Here is a 23,806-nt window from a genome sequence, read left to right on the forward strand (position 1 = left end):
GCTGGCACCCGTAGTCCCGTGTGCGAGCAAGACGCGCACGGGGTGGACGACAGGTGACGCCGGCGCCCGGCCTTCCCTGCGCCCTTTCTTTCGAGAGGGTGCTAAGACTAGAGCAAAGCTCGGGCAAAATGAGTCGCGAGAATGCGAAAGTGTGCCTGCAAGCCGGGAACGGGAATTGGGTGATCGCGACGGGACGATAGAGCTACGCGCTCTCCGTCTCCCGGTGCACGTCGTGCACCACGAGGCCCATGCCTTCGTCGGGCATCTTGATCCAGTCGCGGCGCTTCAGGGTGCGCTTGGTGTCTTCGTAGCCGGAGGTCCAGTGCTCGCGCATCGAGGTGCCCGAGAACTCGTGGTCCTTGGCGTCGCCCTCGTAGGCCTTCTGCTGGTAGATCAGATGCAGGATCGCGATCTCAGGCATGTGGCGCAGGCTCGACTTGAGTTTGCGCTCCTCCTCGGAGAGCTGCTCGTCGGGCAGCTTGGCCAAGGCCTTGTAGAGCAGGACCTTGAGGTTGTGGGTGCGGCGGTAGACGTCGGTGTTGTGGCGGGTGCGCGAGGAATACATGATGTCCTTGTGGCGGGCCATCACGTCCTGGATCGAGCGCGGCAGCACGCCGCGTGCGCTGAACAGGTCGACCTGGAACACCAGCGAATTGAGCGCGTCTTCCTGGTCGAGCAGGTGCTGAAGCGGCGTGTTGGAGACGATGCCGCCGTCCCAGAAATGATCGGTGCCGATCCGCACCATCGGCAGTGCCGGCGGCAGGGCGCCGGAAGCCATGATGTGCTCCGGCTCGATCTCGTCGTGGGAATTGTCGAAATAGATGAAATTGCCGGAGAGCACGTTCACGGCGCCCACCGCGAAGCGAACCTTCTTCTCGTTGATGAGGTCGAAGTCGACGAGCTCGAGCAGGCTCTCTTTCAGCGGCATCGTGTCGTAATAGCTGGTGGCGGTCCGGGCGCCGACCGGGCTCAGCCAGGGATTGACCTGATGCGGGCTGAAGAAGCCCGGTTGGCCCATCGCCGACGTCATCCACGCGCTGGTGAGATTGCGCCACTGGCGGAAGATGTCTCCGTCAGGCGTGTAGTGCCAGATCTTGCGGTTGGTGATGCGCTCCCAGAAGATGCGCAGCGCCTCGAGCCGCTTCTCCGGCTTGTTGCCCGCGATGATGGCGGAGTTGATCGCGCCGATCGAGACGCCACAGACCCAGTCGGGCTCGATGCCGGCCTCGTGCAGCGCCTGGTAGACGCCGGCCTGGTACGCGCCGAGCGCGCCGCCACCTTGCAGCACCAGCGCAACGCGGTCGCAGCGCTCGGGCCGCCAGCCTCGTGCGGGAGGCTGATGCGTCTGATGAGCCGGTTGCGACGTTCGGGCGTCCATGGTGTGCCTCCTGGCAAGCATGGAGATCATGCTTCAATGACAGAGGCCAAACGATTGCGTCGGGCGGTGACGGCGTGATGACATTCTGGCGCCGGTGCATCGCTTGCATGCACCATGACCGCCTTGGGAATGGCTGCGGTCGTGCGGCTGACGGAAATCCTTCACATCGCAGTCAATGACGGCGGCTAGCAATCTGCATCGCCGCCTGACGCCGCCGGGTGGGCATCACATGAGCACCACGAGAGGAGACCAGCGATGCGCAGGGAAGATTTGCTGAGGCTTCCGTCGATGCCGGCGGCTGGGCCGAGCTATCCGGCCGGGCCCTATCGCTTCGTCAACCGTGAATTCCTCGTCATCACCTACGAGACTGATCCGGACCTGATCCGCGCCGGCCTGCCTGAGCCGCTGGAGCCGATCGACCAGCCGATCGTGCATTACGAATGGATCAGGATGCCGGACTCGTCCGGCTTCGGCAGCTACACCGAATCCGGCCTCGTCATCCCCGCGCGCCTGCACGGCGAGGAGGTCAACTTCGTCTCGCAGATGTATCTGGACGATGATCCGCCGATCGCCGCCGGCCGCGAGATCTGGGGCTTTCCCAAGAAATACGCCCATCCCAAACTCGAGATCGTCAAAGACACGCTGACGGGCACGCTGGAATATGCCGGCCAACTCGTCGCCATGGGCACGATGGGCTACAAGCACGAGAGCATGGCCGGCAACGGCGATCTGACCCGGGCGACGCTGTCGAAAACGCAGATCAATCTGAAGATGATCCCCGGCGTCGACGGCCGCCTCGAGATCTGCCAACTGGTCGCGATCAACCTCATCGACATCGTGCCGAAGGGCTCCTGGATGGGGCCCGGCCGGCTGCATCTGGTGCCGCATGTCAATGCGCCCGTCGCCGATTTCCCGGTCCGCCGCTGCCTCGGCGCGCATCATTACATCGCCGACCTGACGCTGCCGTTCGGCCGCGTCGTGCACGACTACATCAGGGAAGCCGAGTTGGCCACCACCGGGCTGGCCGCCGAGTAGGGCGTCATCATCAAACTGTAACAATGCCGTAATTGAGTACCCGCGAAGGTCCGGGAGATGCCGTCAGCCATCTTCCGGAGCGGGGCATTCGTTGACGGTGGGAGTTGGTATGGCCGAGCCGGCTAAGCTTGTCAGCACGATATCGGATTCCGTGCCTTGCATTCCCGGCCTGGTGTGGGCATTCCGCCTCCACAGCGACGGCGGCGCCGAGGCGCTGCCGATCGACCAGCCGATCGAGTTCAGTCACGACGGCCGGCTCTGGTTGCATTTCAACCTCACGGACACGCGCGCACGGCCGTGGATCGCCGCATCACAGCTGCCGCCGCTCGCGCGCGAACTCTTGCTGTCCAACGACACCTTCCAGCAGCTTCACGTCATCGACCACTGCGTCTACGGCGTGTTCTCCGACCTCGTGCGCGACATCGGCAGTGCGACGGAGGAGACCGCGTTCCTGCGCTTCGCCATGACCGAGCGGCTCCTGATCAGCGGCCGCCATCAGGCGCTGTGCTCGGCGGATGCGACACGCCGGGTGCTCGAAGGCGGCTACCGCGTCGACAATGTCGCCCATCTCCTCGAAAAGATCGTCGATGAGGTCGCCGACACGCTTGATAGGATGGCCGATAAGCTCGGTCAGGAGATCGACGAGATCGAGGAGCGAATTCTGGCCGACGACGCCAAGCCGGAGATGCGCCGCAATCTTGGCCGGCTGCGCCGGACCTGCGTCAGGCTGCATCGCCAGCTCACCGGCCTGCGTACGCTGTTCCATCGCCTCGACCAGAAGAACACCGACCACCTTTCGCCGGACCTGCGTATCCAGGCCGGCAAGCTGGCGCAGCGGCTGGACGGCCTCGACCACGACATCGTGGAACTGCGCGAACGCAGCCGCCTGCTCGAGGAGGAGCTGCGCTTCAAGAACGAGGAGCAAAGCAACAACCACCTCCACACGCTCTCGATCGTGACCTCGCTGCTGCTTCCGCCGACGCTGATCACCGGCATCTTCGGCATGAACACCAAGGGCCTGCCTCTGACCGAGGTCGAGAGTGGATTTTTCTGGGCGGCTCTCCTGATGGCCTCGTCGGTCGGCGCGGCCTATCTCTTCATGCGGCGTACCGGTATCTTCAAGTAAAGCACGCCAGTCGGTATCAGCCGTGATCGGGACCGCACATCTATTTCCGCTGCGAAATGCGGCCGCGATTGTGCTGGCCTGGACGATCGCGAGCACCAGCGCGCTGGCCGGCGCCAAGGACGAGAACGCGGCGGAGTGGCTAGCTCCAAAATGGTTCAACGAGTGGCATGACGGCCTCGCCAACAAGGGCCTGAATTTCGGCGCCGCCTACATCGCCGACAACATTGGAAATTTGTCCGGCGGCGTTAGGCGCGGCGCTATCCATTTCGGCCGGCTCGATCTTTCGGTCGATGCCGATCTCGACAAGCTGGTCGGCTGGAGCGGCGGCCGCTTCTACGCCAACGCGTTCGTGATCTACGGGCGAGGCCTCAGTCGCAACTACATCATGAATCTCGCGACCATCAGCGAGATCGAGGCGTTGCCGGACCAGCGGCTCTACAATGCCTATTTCGAGCAGAGCTTCTTCAACGACCGCCTGAACATCAGGGCCGGCCAGCAGGCCGCCGATGTCGAGTTTTTCGACAGCCAGACCGACGATCTCTTCATCAACGGCACCTTCGGCTGGCCCGCGATCAAGGCCTCGAATCTCCCGGCCGGCGGCCCGGCACCGCCAATCGCAGTCCCCGGCATTCGCATCAAGGCCGCGCTGACCGATCAGATCACCGCGTTCGGTGCCGTCTTCAATGGCGATCCGTCAGGCCCGGGCAATCAGGATCCGCAGCTGCGCGACCATCATGGTCTTGCCTTCCGCGTCAACGACCCGCCTTGGGTGATCGGGCAGGTCCGCTTCAACTACGACCTCGATATCGGCGGCCGTTCGCTCGCCGGCAATTTTACGCCGGGCGCCTGGAAGCATTATGGCTCGTTCGACAGTCAGCGCTTCGCCACGGATGGGCGGTCGATCGCCGATCCCGACGGCAGCGGCATTCCGGCAAAGCTTCGCGGCAATTACGGTATCTTCGCGGTGATCGAGCAGGTGCTGTACCGGCCGCCGGAGGTCAGGGAGAGCACCACTTCGGCCTCGATCCCGGGTGTCACCGCGTTCGGCCGCATCGCCTACAGCCCGCCGGACCGCAACCTGATCGATCTCTATCTCGACGGCGGCATCGGCTTTGTCGGCTTCGTATCCGGTCGTCCGCTCGATCGCTTCGGCGTGGCGGCGGCCTACATGCGCATCTCGAACTCCGCGCGCAACCTCGACGTCGATACCCAATTCTTCACGGGCATCCAGAGCCCAGTGCGCAGCAACGAGACCCTGATCGAGATGATCTATGAGGCGCACATCAAGCCGGGCTGGCTGATCGCGCCGTACTTCCAATATGTGTTCCGTCCCTCGGGCGGCATCCCGAATCCGGACGACCCGAGCGGTGTTGCGCGGATTGGTGACGCCGCGGTCTTCGGCGTCACCACCACGATCAGGTACTAAGCCATCGCGGCTTGCGGCTTTGGCTTCGGTTGTCGCGAGAGCGTCAGCACGATCAGCGAGGCGAACACGCAGAGCGCGCCGGCGATGAAGAAGGCGGGCAGGTAGCTCTGATAGACCGTCCGCGAGAAACCGGCCCCGAAGGCGGCGGTGCCTGCACCGAGCTGGTGGCCGGCAAAGATCCAGCCGAACACCAGATTGGCGCGCTCGGGCCCAAATTTCTGCGCGGTGAGGCGCACCGTGGGCGGTACGGTTGCGATCCAGTCGAGCCCATAGAACATCGCGAAGATCGAGAGCCCATAGAACGAGAAATCGCTGAAGGGGAGGAAGATCAGCGAGAGCCCGCGCAGGCCGTAATACCAGAACAGCAAATAGCGGTTGTCGTAGCGGTCCGACAGCCAGCCCGACATGATGGTGCCGAAGAAGTCGAAGATGCCCATCGCGGCCAGCAAGCCCGCGGCCTGCACCTGCGGGATGCCGAAATCGAGGCACATCGGAATCAGATGCACCTGCACCAGGCCATTGGTGGATGCACCGCAGACGAAGAACGTCGCAAACAGGACCCAGAACGCGCTGCTCTTCGAGGCGTCGCGCAGCGTGCCGAGTGCAACGCCCGTGATCGAGCCATGGCTGACGGGCGGCGGGGGCAGGGGTGTGGTGCCTTTGTCGCCAAACGGGCGCAGGCCCAGATCGCTCGGACGGTCGCGCATCGCGAGCAGGACCGCCAGGGCAGAAACACCAAGCGCGATGCAGACGAAGCCGAGCGCAAGCCGCCAGCCGAAACGTTCGGTCAGGCTTGCCAGCAGCGGCAGGAACACGAGCTGGCCGGTGGCGACGCTCGCGGTCATGATGCCGACGACGAGGCCGCGCCGCGCCGCGAACCAGCGCGTCGCGATGGTGGCGCCCAGCACCAGCGCGGTCATGCCGGTGCCGATCCCGATCACGACGCCCCACAGCGCGACGAGCTGCCAGACCTCTGTCATGCCGAGCGAGAGCACCAGCGCCGAGACCACGATGAGCTGTGCGGTCAGGGTGACGTTGCGCAGGCCGTAGCGGTTGAGCAGGGCAGCCGCGAACGGCGCCATCAGCCCGAACAGGATGAAGCGGATCGACAGCGCGGAGGAGATCTCCGCCGTGCTCCAGCCGAACTCCTTCTGAAGCGGAACGATGAACACGCCGGGCGCGCCGACCGTGCCGGCGCTGATCAGCGCGGTGAGGAAGGTCACGCCGACCATCACCCAGCCGTAGTGGATATTGCGGCGGCCGAGCGTTGCCGCGAGCCAGTTCGAGATCATTGGGCCTCAATCTTGATGGGCAGGATTTGAAACACCTGCGCGAGTTTGCAGAATGGCACGGGACGCGTCCGTCTGAAATGACGGAGTTCCCTCATTTCCGGACTTTTACGTCAGTGCGTCAGGCGCTCCACCGCGATCGCGGTGGCTTCGCCGCCGCCGATGCAGAGCGCCGCCACGCCGCGCTTGAGGTTTCGCGCCTCGAGCGCATGCAGCAGCGTCACGATCAGCCGTGCGCCGGTGGCGCCGATGGGATGGCCGAGCGCGCAGGCGCCGCCGTTGATGTTGAGCTTGTCGCGGGGAATGCCGAGATCGCGCTGGGCCGCCATCGCCACCACGGCGAAGGCTTCGTTGATCTCGAACAGATCGACATCGCCGGCGCTCCAACCGATCTTGTCGAGCAGCTTGCGGATCGCCGGGATCGGCGCCGTGGTGAACCATTGCGGCTCCTGGCTGTGGGTGGCGTGGCCCTTGATCTCGGCGAGAGCCGGCAGGCCGCTGCGATCGGCGAGCGAGCGCTTCGTCAGCACCAGCGCGGCGGCGCCGTCGGCGTTGGCGGAGGAGGCCGCCGGCGTGATGGTGCCGTTGGCGCGGAACGCCGGCTTCAGCCCGGGGATCTTTGCGGGATCGACCTTGAGCGGATGCTCGTCATTGGCAACGATGCGGGGACCTGCCTTCTCGCTCAGCGTGATCGGCGCAATCTCGGCCTTGAACGCGCCGCCCTCGACCGCCTTGCGCGCGCGGCCCAATGTTTCCATCGCATAGGCGTCCTGGTCCTTGCGGGTGAACTGATAGGCTTCGGCGGTAGCCTCGCCGAAATCGCCCATGGAGCGGCCGGTCTCGTAGGCGTCTTCGAGGCCGTCCATCATCATGTGGTCGATGATGCGGTCGTGGCCGGCGCGGTAGCCGCCGCGCGCCTTGGCGAGCAGATACGGCGCATTGCTCATGCTTTCCATGCCGCCGGAGACGACGATCTCGGCCGAGCCGGCGCGGATGATGTCGTGCGCCAGCATGGTCGCCTTCATGCCGGAGCCGCAGACCTTGTTCACGGTGGTCGCGCCGGTGGCGTCGGGCAAGCCGGCGGCACGCGCAGCCTGGCGCGCCGGGGCCTGGCCCTGACCCGCGGGAAGGACGCAGCCCATGAAGACCTCGTCGACCTTCTCCGGCGCAAGCTTGGCACGCTCGAGTGCCGCGCCGATCACGTGCGATCCGAGCTTGTGCGCGGGGAGCGGCGACAGCTCGCCCATGAAGCGGCCGAGCGGGCTACGGACGGCGGAGACGATGACGACGGGATCGGCGGCTTCGGCCATGGTGGAGACTCCCTATGATGTCGGGTATGTAAGATTATGATCATCATATGATGCGGCGCAAAAAATGCAACCGCGTCCGGCATGAGAAATTGTCGTGGCTCAGATGAGATTTGCTCGTTCGATCGGACGAGGTTGTCCCACAACTTGCTGTCATCGCCCGCGCAGGCGGGCGATCCAGTACGCCGAGGCAGTTGTGACTGAACCGATGGCGCGCGGAGTACTGGATGCCCCGCCTTCGCGGGGCATGACATCGTTGCTGATGGCCCTACCGCTTCCGATTCACGAACGCGCCCATCAGTCGCGTCGGCTCGTCCGTCAGGAACGACTCGCCGAACACCTTGACGCTCAAATTCACCGATTCCGTCAGCGGCAGCTCCTCCCATTGTCGCAGTAGTGCTTTCTGCGAGCGCAGCGCCTCGGGGCCGCATTCGAGAAGGGCCTTCACGAGGTGCTCGACCTCGGCATCGAGCCCGCCCTCCGGCGCGACCTTGTCGACCAGTCCCCACGCCAGAGCCGTCGCCGCGTCGATGTTCTCAGCGGTCATCACCAGCCAGCGCGCGCGGGCCCACCCGATCAGGCGCGGCAGCAGCGCGGCATGGATCACCGAGGGAATGCCGACCCGCACCTCCGGCATACCGAAATGCGCGTCATGGGCGGCGATGCGGAAATCGCAGGCGGCCGCGACTTCGAGCCCGCCGCCGAGGCACCAGCCGGGCATGCGCGCGATCATCGGGGCCGGGAAGGCGCGCACGGCCTCGCAGAGGTCGCGCAGGCGGCTGATGAAAGCCTCGGCGGAATTCTGGTCGAGCCTGGCCATCTCCTTGATGTCGGCGCCGCCGATCATGCTCTTCTCGCTCTGGCCGCGCAGCACCACGACCCGGATGCTGCGGTCGGACGAGAGCTGCTGCAAGCCTTCGCGCACCGCATCGGTGATGGGCGAGCCCAAAATGTTCAGCGAGCCGGCGTTGCAGATCGCGACATGAACGACGCCGCGCGCATCGCGCGTCACGCCGCAGTGGTGGTTGAGCATTTCCATGAGGGGATCTCTGAGTTCGTGGACGCGCGAATACGCCGGTCGGATCACACTTCCGGGCCGAAACGCATTGCTTGTCAAGCGGGCGGGGAGGGAGTTGCCAGCGCGAAGTCCGCGGCATAATATGATGTAAATCATACAAAGAGGCCGCAATGACCAACATCGATCAACTCGACCTGTTTTCGCCCGCGCAGCGGCGCGAGCGGGTGGTGGAGTGGCAGGTGCCTGCGCCGGTTGCGAAAGTGGCGATGGGCCTGTCAGGCATGGATGCGATGCTGGGCATCCGCGACGGAAGGCTGCCGCCGCCACCCTTTGCCAAGCTGATCGGCTTCGTCATGGCCGTGGTCGAGCCGGGCCGGATCGTCATGGAACTCGAACCGCGCGAGGATCTCGAGAACACCATCGGCCTCCTGCACGGAGCCACAGCCGCCGCGCTGATCGACACCGCCATGGGGTGTGCGATCTCGACCCGGCTGGAGCCCGGGCAGGGCTCCGTCACCCTCGATCTGAAAATGACCTTCCTGCGTCCGCTCTCGGTCCGGTCCGGGCTGATCGCCGCCGAAGGCAAGGTGATCAAGCTGGGACGCCAGACCAGCTACGCCGAGGGCTTCGTCCGCGACGGTAAGGGGGCGCTTGCGGTGCACGCAACGGCGACCTTTTCCATGATCGGCAACAATTTTACCGGGAATTAATGCGCCGTCCGACCGATATCCGTGTTATTAGATGACCTCCGACATCCAATGAGATCCGCATGCGCTATTCCCGGGAACACAAGCAGGAAACCCACGACCGCATCGTGAAGAAAGCTTCCGTGCGGCTGCGCGAAAAGGGTGCCCACGGCATCGGCGTCGCCGATCTCATGAAGGAAGCGGGCCTCACCCATGGCGGCTTCTACGCCCATTTCGATTCCCGCGAGGCGCTGGTGATCGAGGCGTTCGATTACGCCATGAATCGCTCGATGGAGCACTGGCGCAAGCAATCCGATCAAGTTGCGCCGGAGAAGCAGCTCCCCCAGATCGTCGAGACCTATCTCTCCACGGTGCATCGCGACAACCCCGGTCACGGCTGCTCGATCCCCGCGCTCGGCGCCGAGATCGCCCGGGAGAGCCCGAAGACGCGAAAGGCCTTTGCCGGCAAGCTCGACGAAATGATCGAGATGATCACGGACTTCATCCCGAATCTGCCGCGCAAGGCTGCGCGCAAGCAGGCGATCGCGACGCTGGCGACGATGGCCGGCACCATGTTGCTCGCGCGCATCGCCGGGTCGAGTGAGCTGTCGGACGAGGTGCTGAAGACGGGCAGGGACAGCGCGCTGGACGGCGCGCGGCGTGAGCCGAAGGCTGCGGTTGCAAAGAAGCCGAAGCAGAGCTAGGCCGAGGTGCCGTTGAATGCGTAGGGTGGGCTAGCCGAAGGCGTAACCCACCCTACGAAGTCCGCCCCGCAAACAACGTCCGCTCGCGCTCCACAATCTCGGAAATATAATCCGCCACCGCGCGGATCCGCGCCAGGTCCTTGCTGTCGGCGTGCATCAGCATCCAAAAGGTGCGGGTGATCGAGACCTCTTCCGCCAGCACCGCAATCAGCTTCGGATAGTCGGCCGCCATGAAGTGCGGCAGCACCGCAATACCGAAACCGGCGAGCGTGGCGTTGAGTTGCGCGATCAGATTGGCGCTACGCAAGCGTGCGGAGATCTTCGGCGACACCTGCGGCAGATAGTCGAGCTCGGGCGTGAACAACAGCTCCTCGATATAGCCGACGAAGCGATGCTGCGGCAGGACCTCGCGCGAGGTGATTTTCGGGAAGCGGTCGAGATAGGCGGGCGCGGCATAGAGTCCGAGGCGGTAGTCGAGCAGCTTGCGGCCGACGATGCGGCCTTCCTTCGGCATGGTCAGGCTGATGGCGATATCGGCCTCGCGCTTGGAGAGGCTGAACAGCCGCGCGGTGGCCACAAGTTGCAAATCGAGATCGGGATACCGGTCGGCGAACTGAGCGAGCCGCGGCGCCAGGAAGGCGGTCCCGAAGCCGTCGGGGGCGCCGATCCGCACCGTGCCGGTCAGCCGCGCCACGGAGCCACCGACCTGCTCCTGGTTGGCGACAATGGTCGATTCCATCGCTTCCGCGCTGTCGGCGACGCGCTGGCCGGCCTCTGTCAGCAGGTAACCGGTCTTGCGCCGGTCAAACAGCTTGGCCGAGAGGTGCTTTTCTAGCCGGTCCACGCGGCGGATCACGGTAGCATGGTCCACGCCGAGCTGCTTTGCCGCAGCCGAAACCGAGCCGCCCCGCACGATGGCCAGCACGAAGCGGAAGTCATCCCAGTCGATAGCGCCTTGATCCAGCATTTTCGCACATCTATGGTGCATTATCTCAGACTTGAATCCTATAAAATGCAGGTCGATAGGATTTGTCAAAGCGTTCAAGCTCGCCTTAAGGAGACGATTCCATGCGTTCAGTCGGACATTTCATTGGTGGCAAGGAGGTCAAGGGCACCTCGGGCCGCACCGCCGACGTTTTCGAGCCGATGACCGGTGACGTCCAGGCCAAGGTGGCGCTGGCGTCCAAGGCCGAGGTCCGCGCCGCCGTGGAAAACGCCCGCGCTGCTCAGCCGGAATGGGCTGCGACCAACCCGCAGCGCCGCGCCCGCGTCATGATGAAGTTCGTCGAGCTGGTGCAGCGCGACTACGACAAACTGGCCGAACTGCTCGCCCGCGAGCATGGCAAGACCGTTCCTGACGCCAAGGGCGACATCCAGCGCGGCCTCGAAGTGGCGGAATTCGCCTGCGGCATCCCGCATCTGATGAAGGGCGAATACACCGAAGGCGCCGGCCCCGGCATCGACATCTACTCGATGCGCCAGGCGCTCGGTGTCGTTGCCGGCATCACGCCGTTCAATTTCCCGGCGATGATCCCGATGTGGAAGTTCGCGCCTGCGATCGCCTGCGGCAACGCCTTCATCCTGAAGCCGTCGGAGCGCGATCCCGGCGTGCCGATGATGCTTGCCGAGCTGATGATCGAGGCGGGCCTGCCGGCCGGCATCCTCAATGTCGTCAACGGCGACAAGGAAGCGGTCGACGCCATCCTCGACGATCCCGATATCAAGGCCGTCGGCTTCGTCGGCTCCACGCCGATCGCGCAATACATCTACGAACGCGCCGCCCAGACCGGGAAGCGCTGCCAGTGTTTTGGCGGGGCCAAGAACCACGCCATCATCATGCCCGACGCCGACATGGACCAGGCGGTCGACGCACTGATCGGCGCCGGTTACGGTTCGGCCGGCGAACGCTGCATGGCCGTGTCCGTCGCGGTCCCGGTCGGCAAGTCCACTGCCGACCGCTTGATGGAAAAGCTGGTCCCGCGCGTCGAGTCGCTCAAGATCGGCACCTCGATCGATCCGTCGGCCGATTACGGTCCGTTGGTGACGCGCGAGGCGGTCGAGAAGGTGAAGGGCTATATCGACATCGGCATCAAGGAAGGCGCGACGCTCGCCGTCGACGGTCGGGGCTTCAAGATGCAGGGCTACGAGAATGGCTTCTATCTCGGCGGTTCGCTGTTCGACAACGTCACCAAGGACATGCGAATCTACAAGGAAGAGATTTTTGGCCCCGTGCTCTCGGTCGTGCGCGCGCATGACTACAAGGAAGCGCTGGCGCTGCCGTCGGAGCATGACTACGGCAACGGCGTTGCGATCTTCACCCGCGACGGCGATGCCGCGCGCGACTTCGCGGCCAAGGTCAATGTCGGCATGGTCGGCATCAACGTGCCGATCCCGGTGCCGATCGCCTATTACACCTTCGGCGGCTGGAAGAAGTCCGGCTTCGGCGATCTCAACCAGCACGGTCCGGATTCGGTCCGCTTCTACACCAAGACCAAGACGGTGACCTCGCGCTGGCCGTCCGGTGTCAAGGAAGGCGCGGAGTTCTCGATCCCGCTGATGAAGTAAGGCTGTAGTCCAGCCCGTCATTGCGAGCGTAGCGAAGCAATCCAGACTTTCTCCTCGGACACATTGGATTGCTTCGTCGCTTCGCTCCTCGCAATGACGAGAACAGTGAGCAGCCCATCATGCAGTTCGCTCTGAACGAGGATCAGATCGCGGTTCGCGACATGGCGTTGGCGTTTGCGGCGGAAAAGATCGCGCCGTTCGCGCTGCGCTGGGACGAGGAGAAGCATTTTCCCGTCGAAGTGATGCGCGAGGCAGCAGCGCTTGGCATGGGCGGCATCTATATCCGCGACGATGTCGGCGGCTCCGCGATGTCGCGGTTCGAGGCGGCGCTGATCTTCGAGGCGCTGGCGACGGGCTGTCCGACCACCTCGGCCTTCATCTCCATCCATAACATGGCGTCCTGGATGATCGATGCCTACGGCAGCGACACCCAGCGCCACAAATGGTTGCCCAAGCTCTGCACCATGGAGCTGATCGCGAGCTACTGCCTGACCGAGCCGGGCGCCGGCTCGGACGCGGCAGCGCTCCGCACCCGTGCCGTGCGCGACGGCGATCATTACGTCCTCAACGGCCAGAAACAGTTCATCTCCGGCGCTGGCGGCACCGATCTGCTGGTCGCGATGGTGCGCACCGGCGGCGATGGCCCCGGCGGCATCTCGACGCTGGTGATCGACGGCAAGACGCCGGGCGTCTCGTTCGGCGCCAACGAGCGCAAGATGGGCTGGAACGCGCAGCCGACCCGCGCCGTGATCTTCGAGAACGCCCGCGTGCCGGTCGCCAATCGCTTGAGCGAGGAGGGTGTCGGCTTCAAGATCGCGATGGCCGGCCTCGACGGCGGCCGTCTGAACATCACGGCCTGCTCGCTCGGCGGCGCGCAGACCGCGCTGGACAAGGCGCGCGCCTACATGAAAGAGCGCAAAGCGTTCGGCAAGCGTCTCGACGAATTCCAGGCGCTGCAATTCAAGCTCGCCGACATGGCGATCGAACTCGAGGCCGCACGCACGTTCCTGTGGCGTGCCGCCGCCGCGCTGGATCGCAAGGACCCCGACGCCACCATGCTCTGCGCGATGGCCAAACGCTTCGGCACCGATGTCGGCTTTGAGGTCGCCAACCAGGCGCTCCAGCTTCATGGCGGATACGGCTATCTCAGCGAATACGGCATCGAGAAGATCGTGCGCGATTTGCGCGTGCACCAGATTCTCGAAGGCACCAATGAAATCATGCGGCTGATCGTGGCGCGCAAATTGATCGAGGGCGCACGATGAGTGGAGTGGAGGAGGGCGATCTGGTCGCACGGGTCGAGGGCTCGGCCGGCATTGTCAGGCTCAACCGTCCGAAGGCGATCAACGCCGTGACGCTGGAGATGTTTCGCGACATCGACAAGGCGCTCGACCGTTTTGAGGCCGATCCCGCCGTTGCCGTGATCGTGCTGGAAGGTGCCGGCGAGCGCGGCCTGTGTGCCGGCGGCGACATTCGCGCGCTCTGGGAGAGCTCGAAGGTCGACGGCGATCTCGGCAAGATTCTGTGGCGAGAAGAGTACATCCTCAACGCCCGGATCAAGAAATTCCCGAAACCCTATGTCGCCTTCATGGACGGCATTGTGATGGGCGGCGGCGTCGGACTCTCGGCGCATGCGAGCCATCGCATCGTCACCGACCGCACCAGGCTTGCGATGCCCGAGGTCGGGCTCGGTTTCTTTCCCGACGTCGGCGGCACCTGGCTGTTGTCACGCTCGCCGGGCGAGATCGGCACTTATTTTGGCCTGACCGGGCAGACCATGAACGGCCTCGATGCGATCCATGCCAGGTTTGCCGACGCGGTGGTACCAGCGGTCAAATGGCCCGAGTTGCGCGACGCGCTGACCAAGGTTCGCCAGGGCGTCACCGCGGCCGATGTCAGCAAGCTCATCGACGGTTTTGCGACGGGGGAGACCGCGGGGCCGGTCGCCGCAAAGGAGCCGGCGATCGACGCACTGTTCGGCTTCGACCGCATGGAAGACATTTTTGCCGCGCTGAAGCGCGACGGTTCCGAGTTCGCGCTGGCGACATTGAAGAGGCTCAACGAAAAATCGCCGCGCGGCATGGTGGTGACGCTCAAGCTGCTGCGGCTCGGGCGCACCGCGTCGAGCCTGGAAGAATGCCTGGTGCGCGAATATCGCGCTGCGCTGGAAGTTTTCCGCAGCGACGACTTTCGCGAAGGCGTGCGCGCCGCCGTGATCGACAAGGATCGCAATCCGACCTGGTCGCCGCCCCGCATCGAGGATGTCACTCCGGACCTGCTTGCGCCGTATCTCGCCGAGATTGGCGCCGACGAATTGAAGTTCAACTAACCAACGAAACGTTCAGCGGAGGAAACCAAGATGGCCACGATCGCATTCATCGGTCTCGGCAACATGGGCGGGCCCATGGCCGCCAATCTGGTCAAGGCCGGCCACAAGGTCGTCGCTTTCGACCTCGCCGAGGCCTCCCGGAACCAGGCCAAGGCCGACGGTGCCGGCATCGCCGACAGCGCGGCGGGCGCCGTGAAGGGCGCCGATGTGGTCGTCACCATGCTGCCGGCCGGCAAGCATGTGCTCGGCGTGTGGGGCGAGGTCGTGCCCGCCATGACCAAGGGCACGCTGATCATCGACTCCTCCACTATCGACGTCGAGAGCGCGCGCCAGGCGCATGCGCTGGCGGCCAAGTACGGGGTGCTTTCGGTCGACGCGCCGGTCTCCGGCGGCACCGGCGGCGCCAAGGGTGCGACGCTCACCTTCATGTGCGGCGGCGAGGACAACGCGTTTGCAGCGGCAAAGCCCGTGCTGGAGAACATGGGCAAGAAGATCGTGCATTGCGGCGGGGCCGGCGCAGGCCAGGCGGCAAAAATCTGCAACAACATGATCCTTGGCATTTCCATGATCGCCGTGAGCGAGGCGTTCGCGCTGGCCGAGAAGCTCGGGCTCTCGCACCAGGCGCTGTTCGATGTGGCCTCGACCTCGTCGGGCCAGTGCTGGTCGCTGACGACCTATTGCCCGGTGCCCGGTCCGGTGCCGACCTCGCCCGCCAACAACGGCTACAAGCCGGGCTTTGCCTCGGCGCTGATGGTGAAGGATCTGACGCTGGCGCAGGACGCGGCGAAGGCCGCAGGCGCCGCAACCCCGCTCGGCAAGCATGCGCAGGAGATCTATCAGTCATTCGACGCAGCCGGCCACGGCGGGGTGGATTTTTCCGGAATTATCGAGCACGTTAGGAGTCTAGCCGGGAAAGCTTGATGACGACATTTCAGGAAGCGCGCGCGCTTCTGCTTCACAACCGCACGGACTATGAGACAGCGGTCAAGGACTTCCGCTGGCCTGATCCGGTCCCCTTCAACTGGGCACTCGACTGGTTCGACGCCGAGCTGGCGGCGAATGCGGACAGCAAGGATCGTCCTGCGCTTTGGATCGTCGATGCCGCGCAGGACCGGCAGACCAAGCTCTCGTTCGGGGCGTTGTCACGCCGCTCCAACCAGGTCGCGAATTTCCTCCGAGCACAGGGCTTGAAGCGCGGCGATCATCTCCTGCTGCTGCTCGGCAATGTCGTTCCGCTGTGGGAGACGATGCTAGCCGCGATCAAGCTCGGCGTCGTCGTGATTCCCGCGACGACCCTGCTCACCGCCGACGAGCTGCGCGACCGGCTCGATCGCGGCAAGGCGAAGGCGGTGGTGGCAGCGCAGGACCAGGTTGCGAAGTTTGCCAGTCTTGGCGCCGAGAATATCGTCCGCATCGTCGTAGGCGAGGCCTCCGATGGCTGGCTTTCCTATGATGACGCGGCAGAGGCGTCGGAGAGCTTTGCAGCCGACGGCCCGACCAACGCTGACGACCCGATGCTGCTCTATTTCACCTCGGGCACCACCGCAAAGCCAAAACTGGTGCGGCACAGCCAGCGCAGTTATCCCGTCGGCCATCTCTCGACCATGTACTGGATCGGATTGAAGCCCGGCGACGTCCATCTCAACATCTCCTCGCCCGGCTGGGCCAAGCACGCCTGGAGCTGTTTCTTTGCGCCTTGGAATGCGGGCGCGACCGTGTTCGTGGTCAACCAGCCGCGCTTCGACGCCAAGGGGCTGCTTGCCACCATCGGCCGCTGCGGCGTCACCACGCTGTGCGCGCCGCCGACGGTGTGGCGGCTGTTCATCCAGGAGAACCTTGCGTCGTTCAAGGTGGCCTTGCGCGAGGTCTGCGGCGCCGGCGAGCCGCTCAATCCTGAGGTGATCGACCAGGTGCAGGCCGCCTGGGGCCTCACCATTCGCGACGGTTATGGCCAGACCGAAACGACGGCGCTCGCCGGCAACTCGCCGGGGCAAAAGATCAAGATCGGCTCGATGGGCCGGCCGCTGCCGGGCTATCGCGTGCAGGTCAGCGACGCCGATGGTCATCCGGCCAAGGAGGGCGAGGTGGCTCTGGTGCTCGGCGAAAACCGTCCCGCCGGCCTGATGCAGGGCTATCAGGGCGACAACGGCGGGCTGTCCGGCGCCGAAGGCGAGCTCTATCGCAGCGGCGACGTCGTGTTCGAGGACGATGACGGCTATCTCACTTTCGTCGGCCGGTCCGACGACGTGTTCAAATCCTCCGACTATCGCATCAGCCCGTTCGAACTTGAGAGCGTGTTGCTCGAGCACGAGCTCGTCGCGGAAGCCGCAGTCGTGCCGAGCCCGGATCCGATCCGGCTCGCGATTCCCAAGGCCTTTGTGCTGCTGACATCCGGCGCGGAGCGCTCGCCGGCAACCGCGCTCTCCATCTTCAAGCATCTGCACACGCGCCTGGCGCCGTTCAAGCGCATCCGCCGCCTCGAGATCGTCACGGAGCTGCCGAAGACGATCTCGGGTAAGATCCGCCGCGTCCAGCTCAGACGTCTCGAGCGTGACGACGATCGCAACGATCCCCTGCGCGGCCGGGAATTCCGCGAAGAGGATTTTCCGGAGCTGCCGAAAACACGGAGTGAGACCTAAGTGAACGAAGTCTGGAAGAAGCCGCCGATTACGCTTCGGGCCTACCAAGCCATGGTCGGCAAGGAGATCGGCGTGTCGTCATGGCACCTGGTCGATCAGCCACGCATCGACACCTATGCCGACGTGATCGAGGATCATCAGTTCATTCACGTCGACCCGGAGCGTGCGAAGAAGGAGACGGCGTTCGGCACCACCATTGCGCACGGTTTCCTGACGATGTCGCTGCTGTCGATCATGTCCTACGAGGTGATGCCCGTCATCGCGGGCACCACGATGGGTGTCAACTACGGTTTCGACAAGCTGCGTTTCATCTCGCCGGTGCGTTCAGGAAAACGCGTTCGCGGCCGTTTCGTGTTGGCGGAAGCCAAGCTGCGCAAGCCGAATGAATTGCAGTCGCGCACCAACGTCACCGTGGAGATCGAAGACGAGGACAAGCCCGCGCTTGTCGCGGAGTGGCTGGGATTGATCTATTTCGCCTGACGCCGCCTGACGCCGCCTGACGCCGCCTGACGCCGCCTGTCGTTGCCAGGCTTGACCCGGCAAGCCATGGCTGCTCAAAAGCTGTTCAAATCGCTCGCGAAGCCTTCTCACCCTCTCCCCCTGCGGGAGAGGGTGGCTTCGCGGAACGCGAAGCCGGGTGAGGGGTATCCCTCCACGAGCTCCGCTGTCGATGGAGACCCCTCATCCGGCGCCGTAGCCAACGCTACGCGTTGGCGTTTTAACTGGGAACGGCGGCCGTTGGCCGCCTATGCCACCTTCTCCCACGAGGGGAGAAGGAAGAAGAAGCAGGAACTGCACTCATGGCAATCAGGTTCGACGGACGCGTCGCCATCGTCACCGGCGCGGGCAATGGTCTCGGCAAGGCGCATGCGCTGGGATTGGCGAGCCGCGGCGCCAAAGTCGTGGTCAACGATTTCGGCGGCGCGCGCGATGGCAGCGGCGGCTCGCTGTCGCCGGCGGAAGCCGTGGTCGAGGAGATCCGTAAAGCGGGCGGCATCGCCATGGCCGACGGCGCCGACGTCTCCAATTTTGAGCAGGTCACCGCGATGGTTGAGCGCGCCACCAAGGAGTGGGGCAGCGTCGACCTCTTGTGTGCCAATGCCGGCATTTTGCGCGACAAGTCGTTCGGCAAGATGGAAGCGGCCGATTTCCAGAAGGTGCTCGACGTGCACCTCGTCGGCACCTTTTATTGCTGCAAGGCGGCCTGGGCCGGCATGCGCGATCGCAACTATGGCCGCATCGTCCTGACGACGTCGTCCTCCGGCCTCTACGGCAATTTCGGCCAGGCCAATTACGGTGCGGCCAAGTCCGGCATGGTCGGCCTGATGAACGTGCTGGCGGAAGAGGGCCGCAAGACCGACATCCGTGTCAACATCATCTCGCCGACGGCGGCAACCCGCATGACGGAAGAGCTGCTGCCGCCGCAGGCGCTGCAGTTGATGAAGCCGAACGCGATCACGCCCGCGGTCGAGTACATGCTGAGCGAGGACGCGCCGACCCGCACCATCATGGGCGCCGGCGCCGGCTCGTTCGCGGTAATCAAGATCGTCGAGAGCGAAGGCATCAACCTGCCGGAATCCGAGTGGACCCCGGACGCGGTCGCGGCGCATTTCGCCGAGATCAGCGACATGTCGAAGGCGAAGGCGCTGCAGGGGGCTTTCGAGCAGACGCAGAAATATGTGGCGCAAGCCGCTGCGCGTGCCGGGGTAAAACTCTGACAGCCGTCGCCGTCATCGGCGCCGGCCCTGCCGGGCTGATAGCGGCCGAAGTGCTCGTGCAGGGTGGTGCTCGCGTCACCGTCTACGATTCGATGCCGTCCGCTGGCCGGAAATTCTTGATGGCCGGCCGCGGCGGGCTCAATCTCACCCACAGCGAACCGCTGCCGCAGTTCATCACGCGCTACCGCGAGGCGGCGCAGAGGTTGCAGGCTGCGATCGACGCGTTTCCGCCGGACGCGCTGCGCGCGTGGAGCGAGGCGCTGGGCGAGCCGACTTTTGTCGGCTCCAGCGGGCGTGTGTTTCCGAAAGCGTTCAAGGCGTCGCCCTTGCTGCGCGCCTGGCTGCGACGCCTCGATGCGGCCGGCGTCCGCTTTGCCTTTCGCCAGCGCTGGATGGGGTGGGATAGAGACGGACAACTGGTCTTTGACACACCCGGCGGCGGCGCCGCCATCGCCGCGGATGCCACGGTGCTGGCACTCGGCGGCGCAAGCTGGCCGCGACTAGGCTCCGATGGCGGCTGGACGACGATCCTCGCCGACAAAGGCGTTGCGATCTCGCCGCTGCGGCCGGCGAACTGCGGCTTCACCGTCGCCTGGTCCGAAATCTTCAGCACGCGCTTCGAAGGCCAACCGCTCAAGGCCATCGCGCTGTCCTTCGGCCCACAGCGCGCGCGCGGCGAGGCCATGATCACAGCCGGCGGGATCGAAGGCGGGGCGATCTATGCGTTGTCGGCCGAACTGCGCGAGGCGATTGCGGCGAACGGCGAAGCGGTCCTGCACGTCGCGTTGCGGCCGGATGTCCATCATGGCGAACTCGTCCAGCGCCTGTCCGCCGCGCGCGGCAAGCAATCGTTCTCCAATTTCCTGCGCAAGGCTGCACAGCTGTCTCCGGTCGCGGTCGGGCTGTTGCAGGAAGCTGCCATCAGTGCTGGCCAGTCGTTGTCGGCGATGTCGGCTGAGCGATTGGTGGAGCTCATCAACGCCGTGCCGGTCAAGCTCACGGGCGTCGCGCCAATCGCGCGCGCGATCTCCAGCGCCGGCGGGATTTCCTTCGATGAACTCGACTCGGAATTCATGATCCGCAAGCTGCCGGGCGTGTTCGCGGCCGGAGAGATGCTGGACTGGGAGGCGCCGACGGGTGGCTATTTGCTCCAGGCCTCGTTCGCGACGGGGGCTGCGGCGGGTAGGGGTGTGTTGCGACGGCTCGCCCAACTGTCGTCCTGACCATCCGCATCATGACGTCCCGGTCCGGGTTGCGAGATCCGTGAGGAGGCCGAGCACGCCGAAGCTTGCCGCCACTGCGCAGACCATCGTCCAGCCGCCAAAACTCCAGGCCAGCGATGCCGCCGCCGCGCCGACGCCACCGCCAATGAAGAACAGCGCGACGAACAGGCCGTTCATGCGACCGCGGGCCTCGGGGCGCAACAGGTTGATGGCGCGACGGCCCAACGTCTGGTCGGTGGTGATGCCGACGTCGAGCAGGATCGTGCCGAGGCTCAGGACCAGCAGACCGGTGATCTGGGATTCAAGCACGCTCGCCCAGGTACAGAGCGCAAGCGACCCGATGATGAGCAGATGGGCGGCAAAGAACATCGGCCGCGCCCGGCCCCTGTCGCCCCAGCGGCCGGCCATCGGTGTCGCCGCGGCGCCCGCCACGCCGATCAGTGCGAAGGCGGCAACTCCCTTGGCGTCGAGGTCGAACGGCGCCTCCGGCAGCCGCAGCGCGACCGCCGACCAGAACGCCGTGAAGGAAGCCATGACCAGCGATGCGGTCCAGGCCCGCACGCGGAGCACGGGCTCTTCGCGGAGCAGTCTTGGAAAGGACAGGAGCAAGTCGGCGTAGCTCGCGCGTCCCGTCGGTTGAAGGGTTGGAAGGTAGCGGGCGAGCGCGCAGGCAAGCAGGGTCATCAGAATGGCCGAGACGACATAGTAGGCGCGCCAGCTCCAGAGATCGGCGATCAGGCTCGCCGCAGGTCGCGACAACAGGATGCCGATCATCAATCCGCCCATCACCTCGCCGATGGCCTGGCCGCGGCGATCCGGCGCCACCATCGATGCGACAAGCGGAACCATCATCTGGATCGCCGCGCAGCAGGCGCCGAGGATGAAGGTGGCGAGCAGCAGGAGCGCGGGCGTCGGCGCGAGCGCCGTCGCCACGGCGGCGAGGATCGCGCAGCCGAGCGTGCGGAGGATGACAAGCCGGTTCTCGACCAGATCGACCAGAGGCACGAGCAGCAGCAGGCCGAGTGCATAGCCGAGCAACGTCAGCGTGCTGATCAGGCCCGCCTGCCACGCGGGCATGGACATTGACCGGCCGATCAGGCCGAGCAGGATCTGCGGCGCGAACAGATTGGTGACGACGACACCGGCGGTGATTGCGCCGAGCCAGATCAGGGGCCGCTCGGCGAGTTGGTTTCGGGAGGCAGGCCTGGTGGCTTCGGAGGTAGTCATGGGACCTCGCAGCTGTGGCGCGAGACCCTTTAAGCGGAGTGGTCAATATGCTACAATTCAAATAAGCCGATAAAGAATATGCGGGTTTGTTATGAATACCCATGACCTCGTCGCTTTCGTCGCCGTCGTCGAGACCGGATCGATTGTCGCAGCTTCGGCGCGTCTCAATCTCACCCAGCCTGGCGTGACCCGACGTATCCAGAATCTCGAGGAGATGCTGGGGGCGCAGCTTCTGGATCGGCTCTCGAAGCCCCTGAAGCCGACGGCGGCGGGCCATGAAGCCTACGAGCAGGGCAGGCGCCTGCTCAGGATGCTGGACGACCTCAAGTCGGGCGTGGCCAACGACGGAATGGTTCGCGGCGAGTTCAGGCTCGGTCTGACGCCGTTTCTCTCGGAGGCGGGCCTGACCGCACCACTCGATGCGGTGCGCGCCGAATTTCCCGCGCTGGCGGTGCGGGTGGTCTCCGGTTGGTCGCCGAACCAGCTCGAGCGTGTCTGCCGCAACGAGCTCGATGCGGCCGCGATTTGTCTCCCCGACGGTGCAGTGCCGCCCGCCGATCTCGCGGCCGACGATCTCGGCGCGCAGCCCGTCGTCTTCGTCGTCGCACGAGAGATGAAGATCCCGCGCACCGTCGACCTGGAACGGCTGTCCCAACTGTCGTGGGTAATCAACCAGGATGGCTGTGGATTTCGCGATACGCTGAAGCGAAAATTCGATGCCTCGCATCTGCCGTTCAACATCGCGGTCGAGGCGCTGGATAGTGAGCTTCGCCTGTCGCTGGTGTCGCGTGGTCTCGGCGTCGGGCTGGTCACCCCGATCGCCCTGAAACGCAGCGCATTTCGCGACAAGCTCAAGCCGGTCGCTGCGCGCGACTTCAAACCCGCGGTGCGCGCATGGGTGGTGCATCGCGCCCCCGCCGGTCGGCTGGAGCGGCCGATCAAACTCTTCCGCGATGGATTGGTCCGGGAACTCCAGGCACTGATCGGGGGCTAGCTACCTCAGCTTCCCCCGTGCCGCCACCGGCAGCGTGCCGATGATCTCCTCGCCGCGCACCATCACCACTTCGTCCATCATGTTGACGACGACGCAGACATGATTTGGCACGACCCGCACGATGTCGCCGACATTCGGCCGGGTGTTGCTGCGGGAGAGGTCGAGGAAGCCGTGCTCCTCGGCGAAGCGTGCGATCTTGGCTTCGGGGTGCTCCAGGATGAGGCCGTGGCCGTCGAGGCCGCCGGTGTCCGTCGTCAGAGTCTTCGAGCCGGCGTCGAGGATGCCGCGCTCAGGCGCGGCGCGGCTGACCACGGTCGAATAGATGTGCAGCGCGCAGTCGTCCCAGGTGGCGACGCCGGCCGCGACCTGCATGCGGTCGTTGTAGATGTAGGTGCCGAAGCGATGCTCGGTGCCGCCCTTGAGCTTGCCGAGGTTCTTCAGGTTCGGCGTCCCGCCGGTCGAGACGATTTTTGCATCCAGCCCGTGTGCGCGCACGCCGGCCAGAGCTTCGTCATAGAATTTTTGTGCGTCGGCCCAGCCGGTCTCGGTCGGATACATCATGAAGCCGGCGAATTGCAGTCCCTTGGATGCGGCAATCTCCTGCGCCAGGGCAATCGCCTCGGCGGGCGTCTCGACGCCGGCGCGCTTGCGGCCGGTATCGCATTCGACCACGACCGACAGCGGTCGGCCTGAGGCCGCAGCGGCCTTGGGCAGGCCGGCAACGACGGTCGAATTGTCCGCGGCGACCGTCATGTTGGCCTTCGCCTGCAGCGCCCCTAACCGCGCCATCTTTTCTTCGCCGAGCAAATTGTAGCTGATCAGGATGTCGTCGATCCCGGCATTGACCATGATCTCGGCTTCACCGAGCTTCTGGCAGGTGATGCCCTTCGCGCCGGCCGCGATCTGCATCCTCGCGATCGTGGGGTTCTTGTGCGTCTTGATGTGGGGACGGTTGGCAACTCCGGCGTCGTCGCAGGCCTTCTGGATCCGCGCGATGTTGTGCTCGACCTTGTCCATGTCGATGACGGCGCAGGGCGTGCCGTATTCGCGGGCGATCTTGGCGGCAAGGGTCGTTGTCATGGAAGTCTCTGAGTTGGCGCGCATCCCGTTTGCAAAAGCGGTGCCCACTTTTGCGAAATGCA

At 64.9% G+C, this 23,806-nt stretch carries 21 protein-coding genes; 14 read left to right on the top strand and 7 right to left on the bottom strand.

The annotated features are described in order from the left end of the window. Positions 1 to 202 precede the first annotated feature (202 nt). Positions 203 to 1,378 carry a patatin-like phospholipase family protein gene (locus AC0L3A_RS01080; RefSeq protein WP_354161411.1) on the bottom strand — a complete coding sequence of 392 codons (1,176 nt, stop codon included), beginning with the start codon at positions 1,376 to 1,378 and terminating at the stop codon, positions 203 to 205. A gap of 255 nt (positions 1,379 to 1,633) precedes the next feature. Between AC0L3A_RS01080 and AC0L3A_RS01085 the strand changes: the two genes are divergently transcribed. From AC0L3A_RS01085 to AC0L3A_RS01095, 3 genes are all read left to right on the top strand, one after another. After that, entirely contained in the window at positions 1,634 to 2,413 is a 780-nt protein-coding gene (locus tag AC0L3A_RS01085; RefSeq protein WP_473253415.1) for an acetoacetate decarboxylase, read from the top strand. Positions 2,414 to 2,522: 109 nt separating this feature from the next. Then, positions 2,523 to 3,539, top strand: a complete 1,017-nt coding sequence (locus AC0L3A_RS01090; RefSeq protein ID WP_219683326.1) for a transporter — start codon at positions 2,523 to 2,525, stop codon at positions 3,537 to 3,539. Between the two features lie 22 nt (positions 3,540 to 3,561). Then, a complete protein-coding gene (locus AC0L3A_RS01095; protein ID WP_473253416.1) occupies positions 3,562 to 4,965 on the top strand; it encodes a carbohydrate porin in 1,404 nt (467 codons plus the stop codon). Here the strand turns inward: AC0L3A_RS01095 and AC0L3A_RS01100 are convergent. From AC0L3A_RS01100 to AC0L3A_RS01110, 3 genes are all read right to left on the bottom strand, one after another. Beyond that, complete coding sequence (locus AC0L3A_RS01100; RefSeq protein WP_473253418.1) at positions 4,962 to 6,257, bottom strand: MFS transporter; 1,296 nt, start codon at positions 6,255 to 6,257, stop codon at positions 4,962 to 4,964. The genes AC0L3A_RS01095 and AC0L3A_RS01100 overlap by 4 nt on opposite strands. Positions 6,258 to 6,367: 110 nt before the next feature. Then, a complete protein-coding gene (locus AC0L3A_RS01105; protein WP_354127912.1) occupies positions 6,368 to 7,564 on the bottom strand; it encodes an acetyl-CoA C-acyltransferase in 1,197 nt (398 codons plus the stop codon). A gap of 265 nt (positions 7,565 to 7,829) precedes the next feature. Then, on the bottom strand, positions 7,830 to 8,600 hold the full coding sequence (locus tag AC0L3A_RS01110; protein ID WP_219683322.1) for an enoyl-CoA hydratase: 771 nt from the start codon (positions 8,598 to 8,600) through the stop codon (positions 7,830 to 7,832). A 149-nt stretch (positions 8,601 to 8,749) separates the two neighbouring features. On the opposite strand from AC0L3A_RS01110, the gene AC0L3A_RS01115 reads away from it, so the two are divergent. Both AC0L3A_RS01115 and AC0L3A_RS01120 read left to right on the top strand, forming a co-directional pair. Then, entirely contained in the window at positions 8,750 to 9,289 is a 540-nt protein-coding gene (locus AC0L3A_RS01115) for a PaaI family thioesterase (RefSeq protein WP_473253419.1), read from the top strand. A 59-nt stretch (positions 9,290 to 9,348) separates the two neighbouring features. Continuing rightward, positions 9,349 to 9,969: a TetR/AcrR family transcriptional regulator gene (locus AC0L3A_RS01120; RefSeq protein WP_473253420.1), complete on the top strand. Its 621-nt coding sequence runs from the start codon at positions 9,349 to 9,351 to the stop codon at positions 9,967 to 9,969. A 52-nt stretch (positions 9,970 to 10,021) separates the two neighbouring features. Here the strand turns inward: AC0L3A_RS01120 and AC0L3A_RS01125 are convergent, their stop codons facing one another. After that, positions 10,022 to 10,936, bottom strand: a complete 915-nt coding sequence (locus AC0L3A_RS01125; RefSeq protein WP_007592263.1) for a LysR family transcriptional regulator — start codon at positions 10,934 to 10,936, stop codon at positions 10,022 to 10,024. Positions 10,937 to 11,037: 101 nt separating this feature from the next. Between AC0L3A_RS01125 and AC0L3A_RS01130 the strand changes: the two genes are divergently transcribed. The 8 genes from AC0L3A_RS01130 (at position 11,038) to AC0L3A_RS01165 (ending at position 20,443) form a co-directional block, all read left to right on the top strand. After that, positions 11,038 to 12,534 (top strand): CoA-acylating methylmalonate-semialdehyde dehydrogenase, encoded by a 1,497-nt coding sequence (locus tag AC0L3A_RS01130; protein ID WP_007592262.1) that lies wholly within the window; start codon positions 11,038 to 11,040, stop codon positions 12,532 to 12,534. Between the two features lie 119 nt (positions 12,535 to 12,653). Continuing rightward, a complete protein-coding gene (locus AC0L3A_RS01135) occupies positions 12,654 to 13,799 on the top strand; it encodes an isobutyryl-CoA dehydrogenase (protein ID WP_354161440.1) in 1,146 nt (381 codons plus the stop codon). Further along, positions 13,796 to 14,863 (top strand): enoyl-CoA hydratase/isomerase family protein, encoded by a 1,068-nt coding sequence (locus AC0L3A_RS01140; protein ID WP_473253421.1) that lies wholly within the window; start codon positions 13,796 to 13,798, stop codon positions 14,861 to 14,863. Before AC0L3A_RS01135 ends, AC0L3A_RS01140 begins: the two co-directional genes overlap by 4 nt. 30 nt (positions 14,864 to 14,893) lie before the next feature. Continuing rightward, the gene (gene mmsB / locus AC0L3A_RS01145) at positions 14,894 to 15,784 is read left to right on the top strand and encodes a 3-hydroxyisobutyrate dehydrogenase (protein ID WP_473253422.1); all 891 of its coding nucleotides are present in this window, start codon (positions 14,894 to 14,896) and stop codon (positions 15,782 to 15,784) included. After that, on the top strand, positions 15,784 to 17,502 hold the full coding sequence (locus tag AC0L3A_RS01150) for an AMP-binding protein (RefSeq protein WP_473253423.1): 1,719 nt from the start codon (positions 15,784 to 15,786) through the stop codon (positions 17,500 to 17,502). The genes mmsB and AC0L3A_RS01150 overlap by 1 nt, the downstream gene beginning before the upstream one ends. Then, positions 17,503 to 17,982, top strand: coding sequence for a MaoC family dehydratase (locus AC0L3A_RS01155; protein ID WP_473253424.1), 480 nt, complete (start codon positions 17,503 to 17,505; stop codon positions 17,980 to 17,982). 320 nt (positions 17,983 to 18,302) lie between these two features. Continuing rightward, positions 18,303 to 19,220: an SDR family NAD(P)-dependent oxidoreductase gene (locus tag AC0L3A_RS01160; RefSeq protein ID WP_219683312.1), complete on the top strand. Its 918-nt coding sequence runs from the start codon at positions 18,303 to 18,305 to the stop codon at positions 19,218 to 19,220. Next, entirely contained in the window at positions 19,217 to 20,443 is a 1,227-nt protein-coding gene (locus AC0L3A_RS01165; RefSeq protein ID WP_473253535.1) for a BaiN/RdsA family NAD(P)/FAD-dependent oxidoreductase, read from the top strand. Before AC0L3A_RS01160 ends, AC0L3A_RS01165 begins: the two co-directional genes overlap by 4 nt. Positions 20,444 to 20,452: 9 nt before the next feature. Here the strand turns inward: AC0L3A_RS01165 and AC0L3A_RS01170 are convergent, their stop codons facing one another. After that, the gene (locus tag AC0L3A_RS01170) at positions 20,453 to 21,670 is read right to left on the bottom strand and encodes an MFS transporter (protein WP_354127914.1); all 1,218 of its coding nucleotides are present in this window, start codon (positions 21,668 to 21,670) and stop codon (positions 20,453 to 20,455) included. 91 nt (positions 21,671 to 21,761) lie between these two features. On the opposite strand from AC0L3A_RS01170, the gene AC0L3A_RS01175 reads away from it, so the two are divergent. After that, on the top strand, positions 21,762 to 22,664 hold the full coding sequence (locus AC0L3A_RS01175) for a LysR family transcriptional regulator (RefSeq protein ID WP_007592243.1): 903 nt from the start codon (positions 21,762 to 21,764) through the stop codon (positions 22,662 to 22,664). Here AC0L3A_RS01175 and AC0L3A_RS01180 read toward each other — a convergent pair whose 3' ends face one another. Next, entirely contained in the window at positions 22,665 to 23,744 is a 1,080-nt protein-coding gene (locus AC0L3A_RS01180; RefSeq protein WP_473253425.1) for an alanine racemase, read from the bottom strand. It lies immediately after the preceding gene. Positions 23,745 to 23,806 lie beyond the last annotated feature (62 nt).

The sequence above is a fragment of the Bradyrhizobium sp. MI1.3 genome (genome assembly GCF_055811695.1).

Coding starts and splice junctions, on each gene's coding strand:
- AC0L3A_RS01085 (WP_473253415.1), top strand. CDS start 1,634: ATGCGCAGGGAAGATTTGCTGAGGCTTCCGTCGATGCCGGCGGCTGGG.
- AC0L3A_RS01120 (WP_473253420.1), top strand. CDS start 9,349: ATGCGCTATTCCCGGGAACACAAGCAGGAAACCCACGACCGCATCGTG.
- AC0L3A_RS01125 (WP_007592263.1), bottom strand. CDS start 10,936: ATGCTGGATCAAGGCGCTATCGACTGGGATGACTTCCGCTTCGTGCTG.
- AC0L3A_RS01140 (WP_473253421.1), top strand. CDS start 13,796: ATGAGTGGAGTGGAGGAGGGCGATCTGGTCGCACGGGTCGAGGGCTCG.
- AC0L3A_RS01135 (WP_354161440.1), top strand. CDS start 12,654: ATGCAGTTCGCTCTGAACGAGGATCAGATCGCGGTTCGCGACATGGCG.
- AC0L3A_RS01110 (WP_219683322.1), bottom strand. CDS start 8,600: ATGGAAATGCTCAACCACCACTGCGGCGTGACGCGCGATGCGCGCGGC.
- AC0L3A_RS01180 (WP_473253425.1), bottom strand. CDS start 23,744: ATGACAACGACCCTTGCCGCCAAGATCGCCCGCGAATACGGCACGCCC.
- AC0L3A_RS01160 (WP_219683312.1), top strand. CDS start 18,303: ATGGCAATCAGGTTCGACGGACGCGTCGCCATCGTCACCGGCGCGGGC.
- AC0L3A_RS01090 (WP_219683326.1), top strand. CDS start 2,523: ATGGCCGAGCCGGCTAAGCTTGTCAGCACGATATCGGATTCCGTGCCT.
- AC0L3A_RS01130 (WP_007592262.1), top strand. CDS start 11,038: ATGCGTTCAGTCGGACATTTCATTGGTGGCAAGGAGGTCAAGGGCACC.
- AC0L3A_RS01105 (WP_354127912.1), bottom strand. CDS start 7,564: ATGGCCGAAGCCGCCGATCCCGTCGTCATCGTCTCCGCCGTCCGTAGC.
- AC0L3A_RS01100 (WP_473253418.1), bottom strand. CDS start 6,257: ATGATCTCGAACTGGCTCGCGGCAACGCTCGGCCGCCGCAATATCCAC.
- mmsB (WP_473253422.1), top strand. CDS start 14,894: ATGGCCACGATCGCATTCATCGGTCTCGGCAACATGGGCGGGCCCATG.
- AC0L3A_RS01150 (WP_473253423.1), top strand. CDS start 15,784: ATGACGACATTTCAGGAAGCGCGCGCGCTTCTGCTTCACAACCGCACG.
- AC0L3A_RS01170 (WP_354127914.1), bottom strand. CDS start 21,670: ATGACTACCTCCGAAGCCACCAGGCCTGCCTCCCGAAACCAACTCGCC.
- AC0L3A_RS01175 (WP_007592243.1), top strand. CDS start 21,762: ATGAATACCCATGACCTCGTCGCTTTCGTCGCCGTCGTCGAGACCGGA.
- AC0L3A_RS01080 (WP_354161411.1), bottom strand. CDS start 1,378: ATGGACGCCCGAACGTCGCAACCGGCTCATCAGACGCATCAGCCTCCC.
- AC0L3A_RS01115 (WP_473253419.1), top strand. CDS start 8,750: ATGACCAACATCGATCAACTCGACCTGTTTTCGCCCGCGCAGCGGCGC.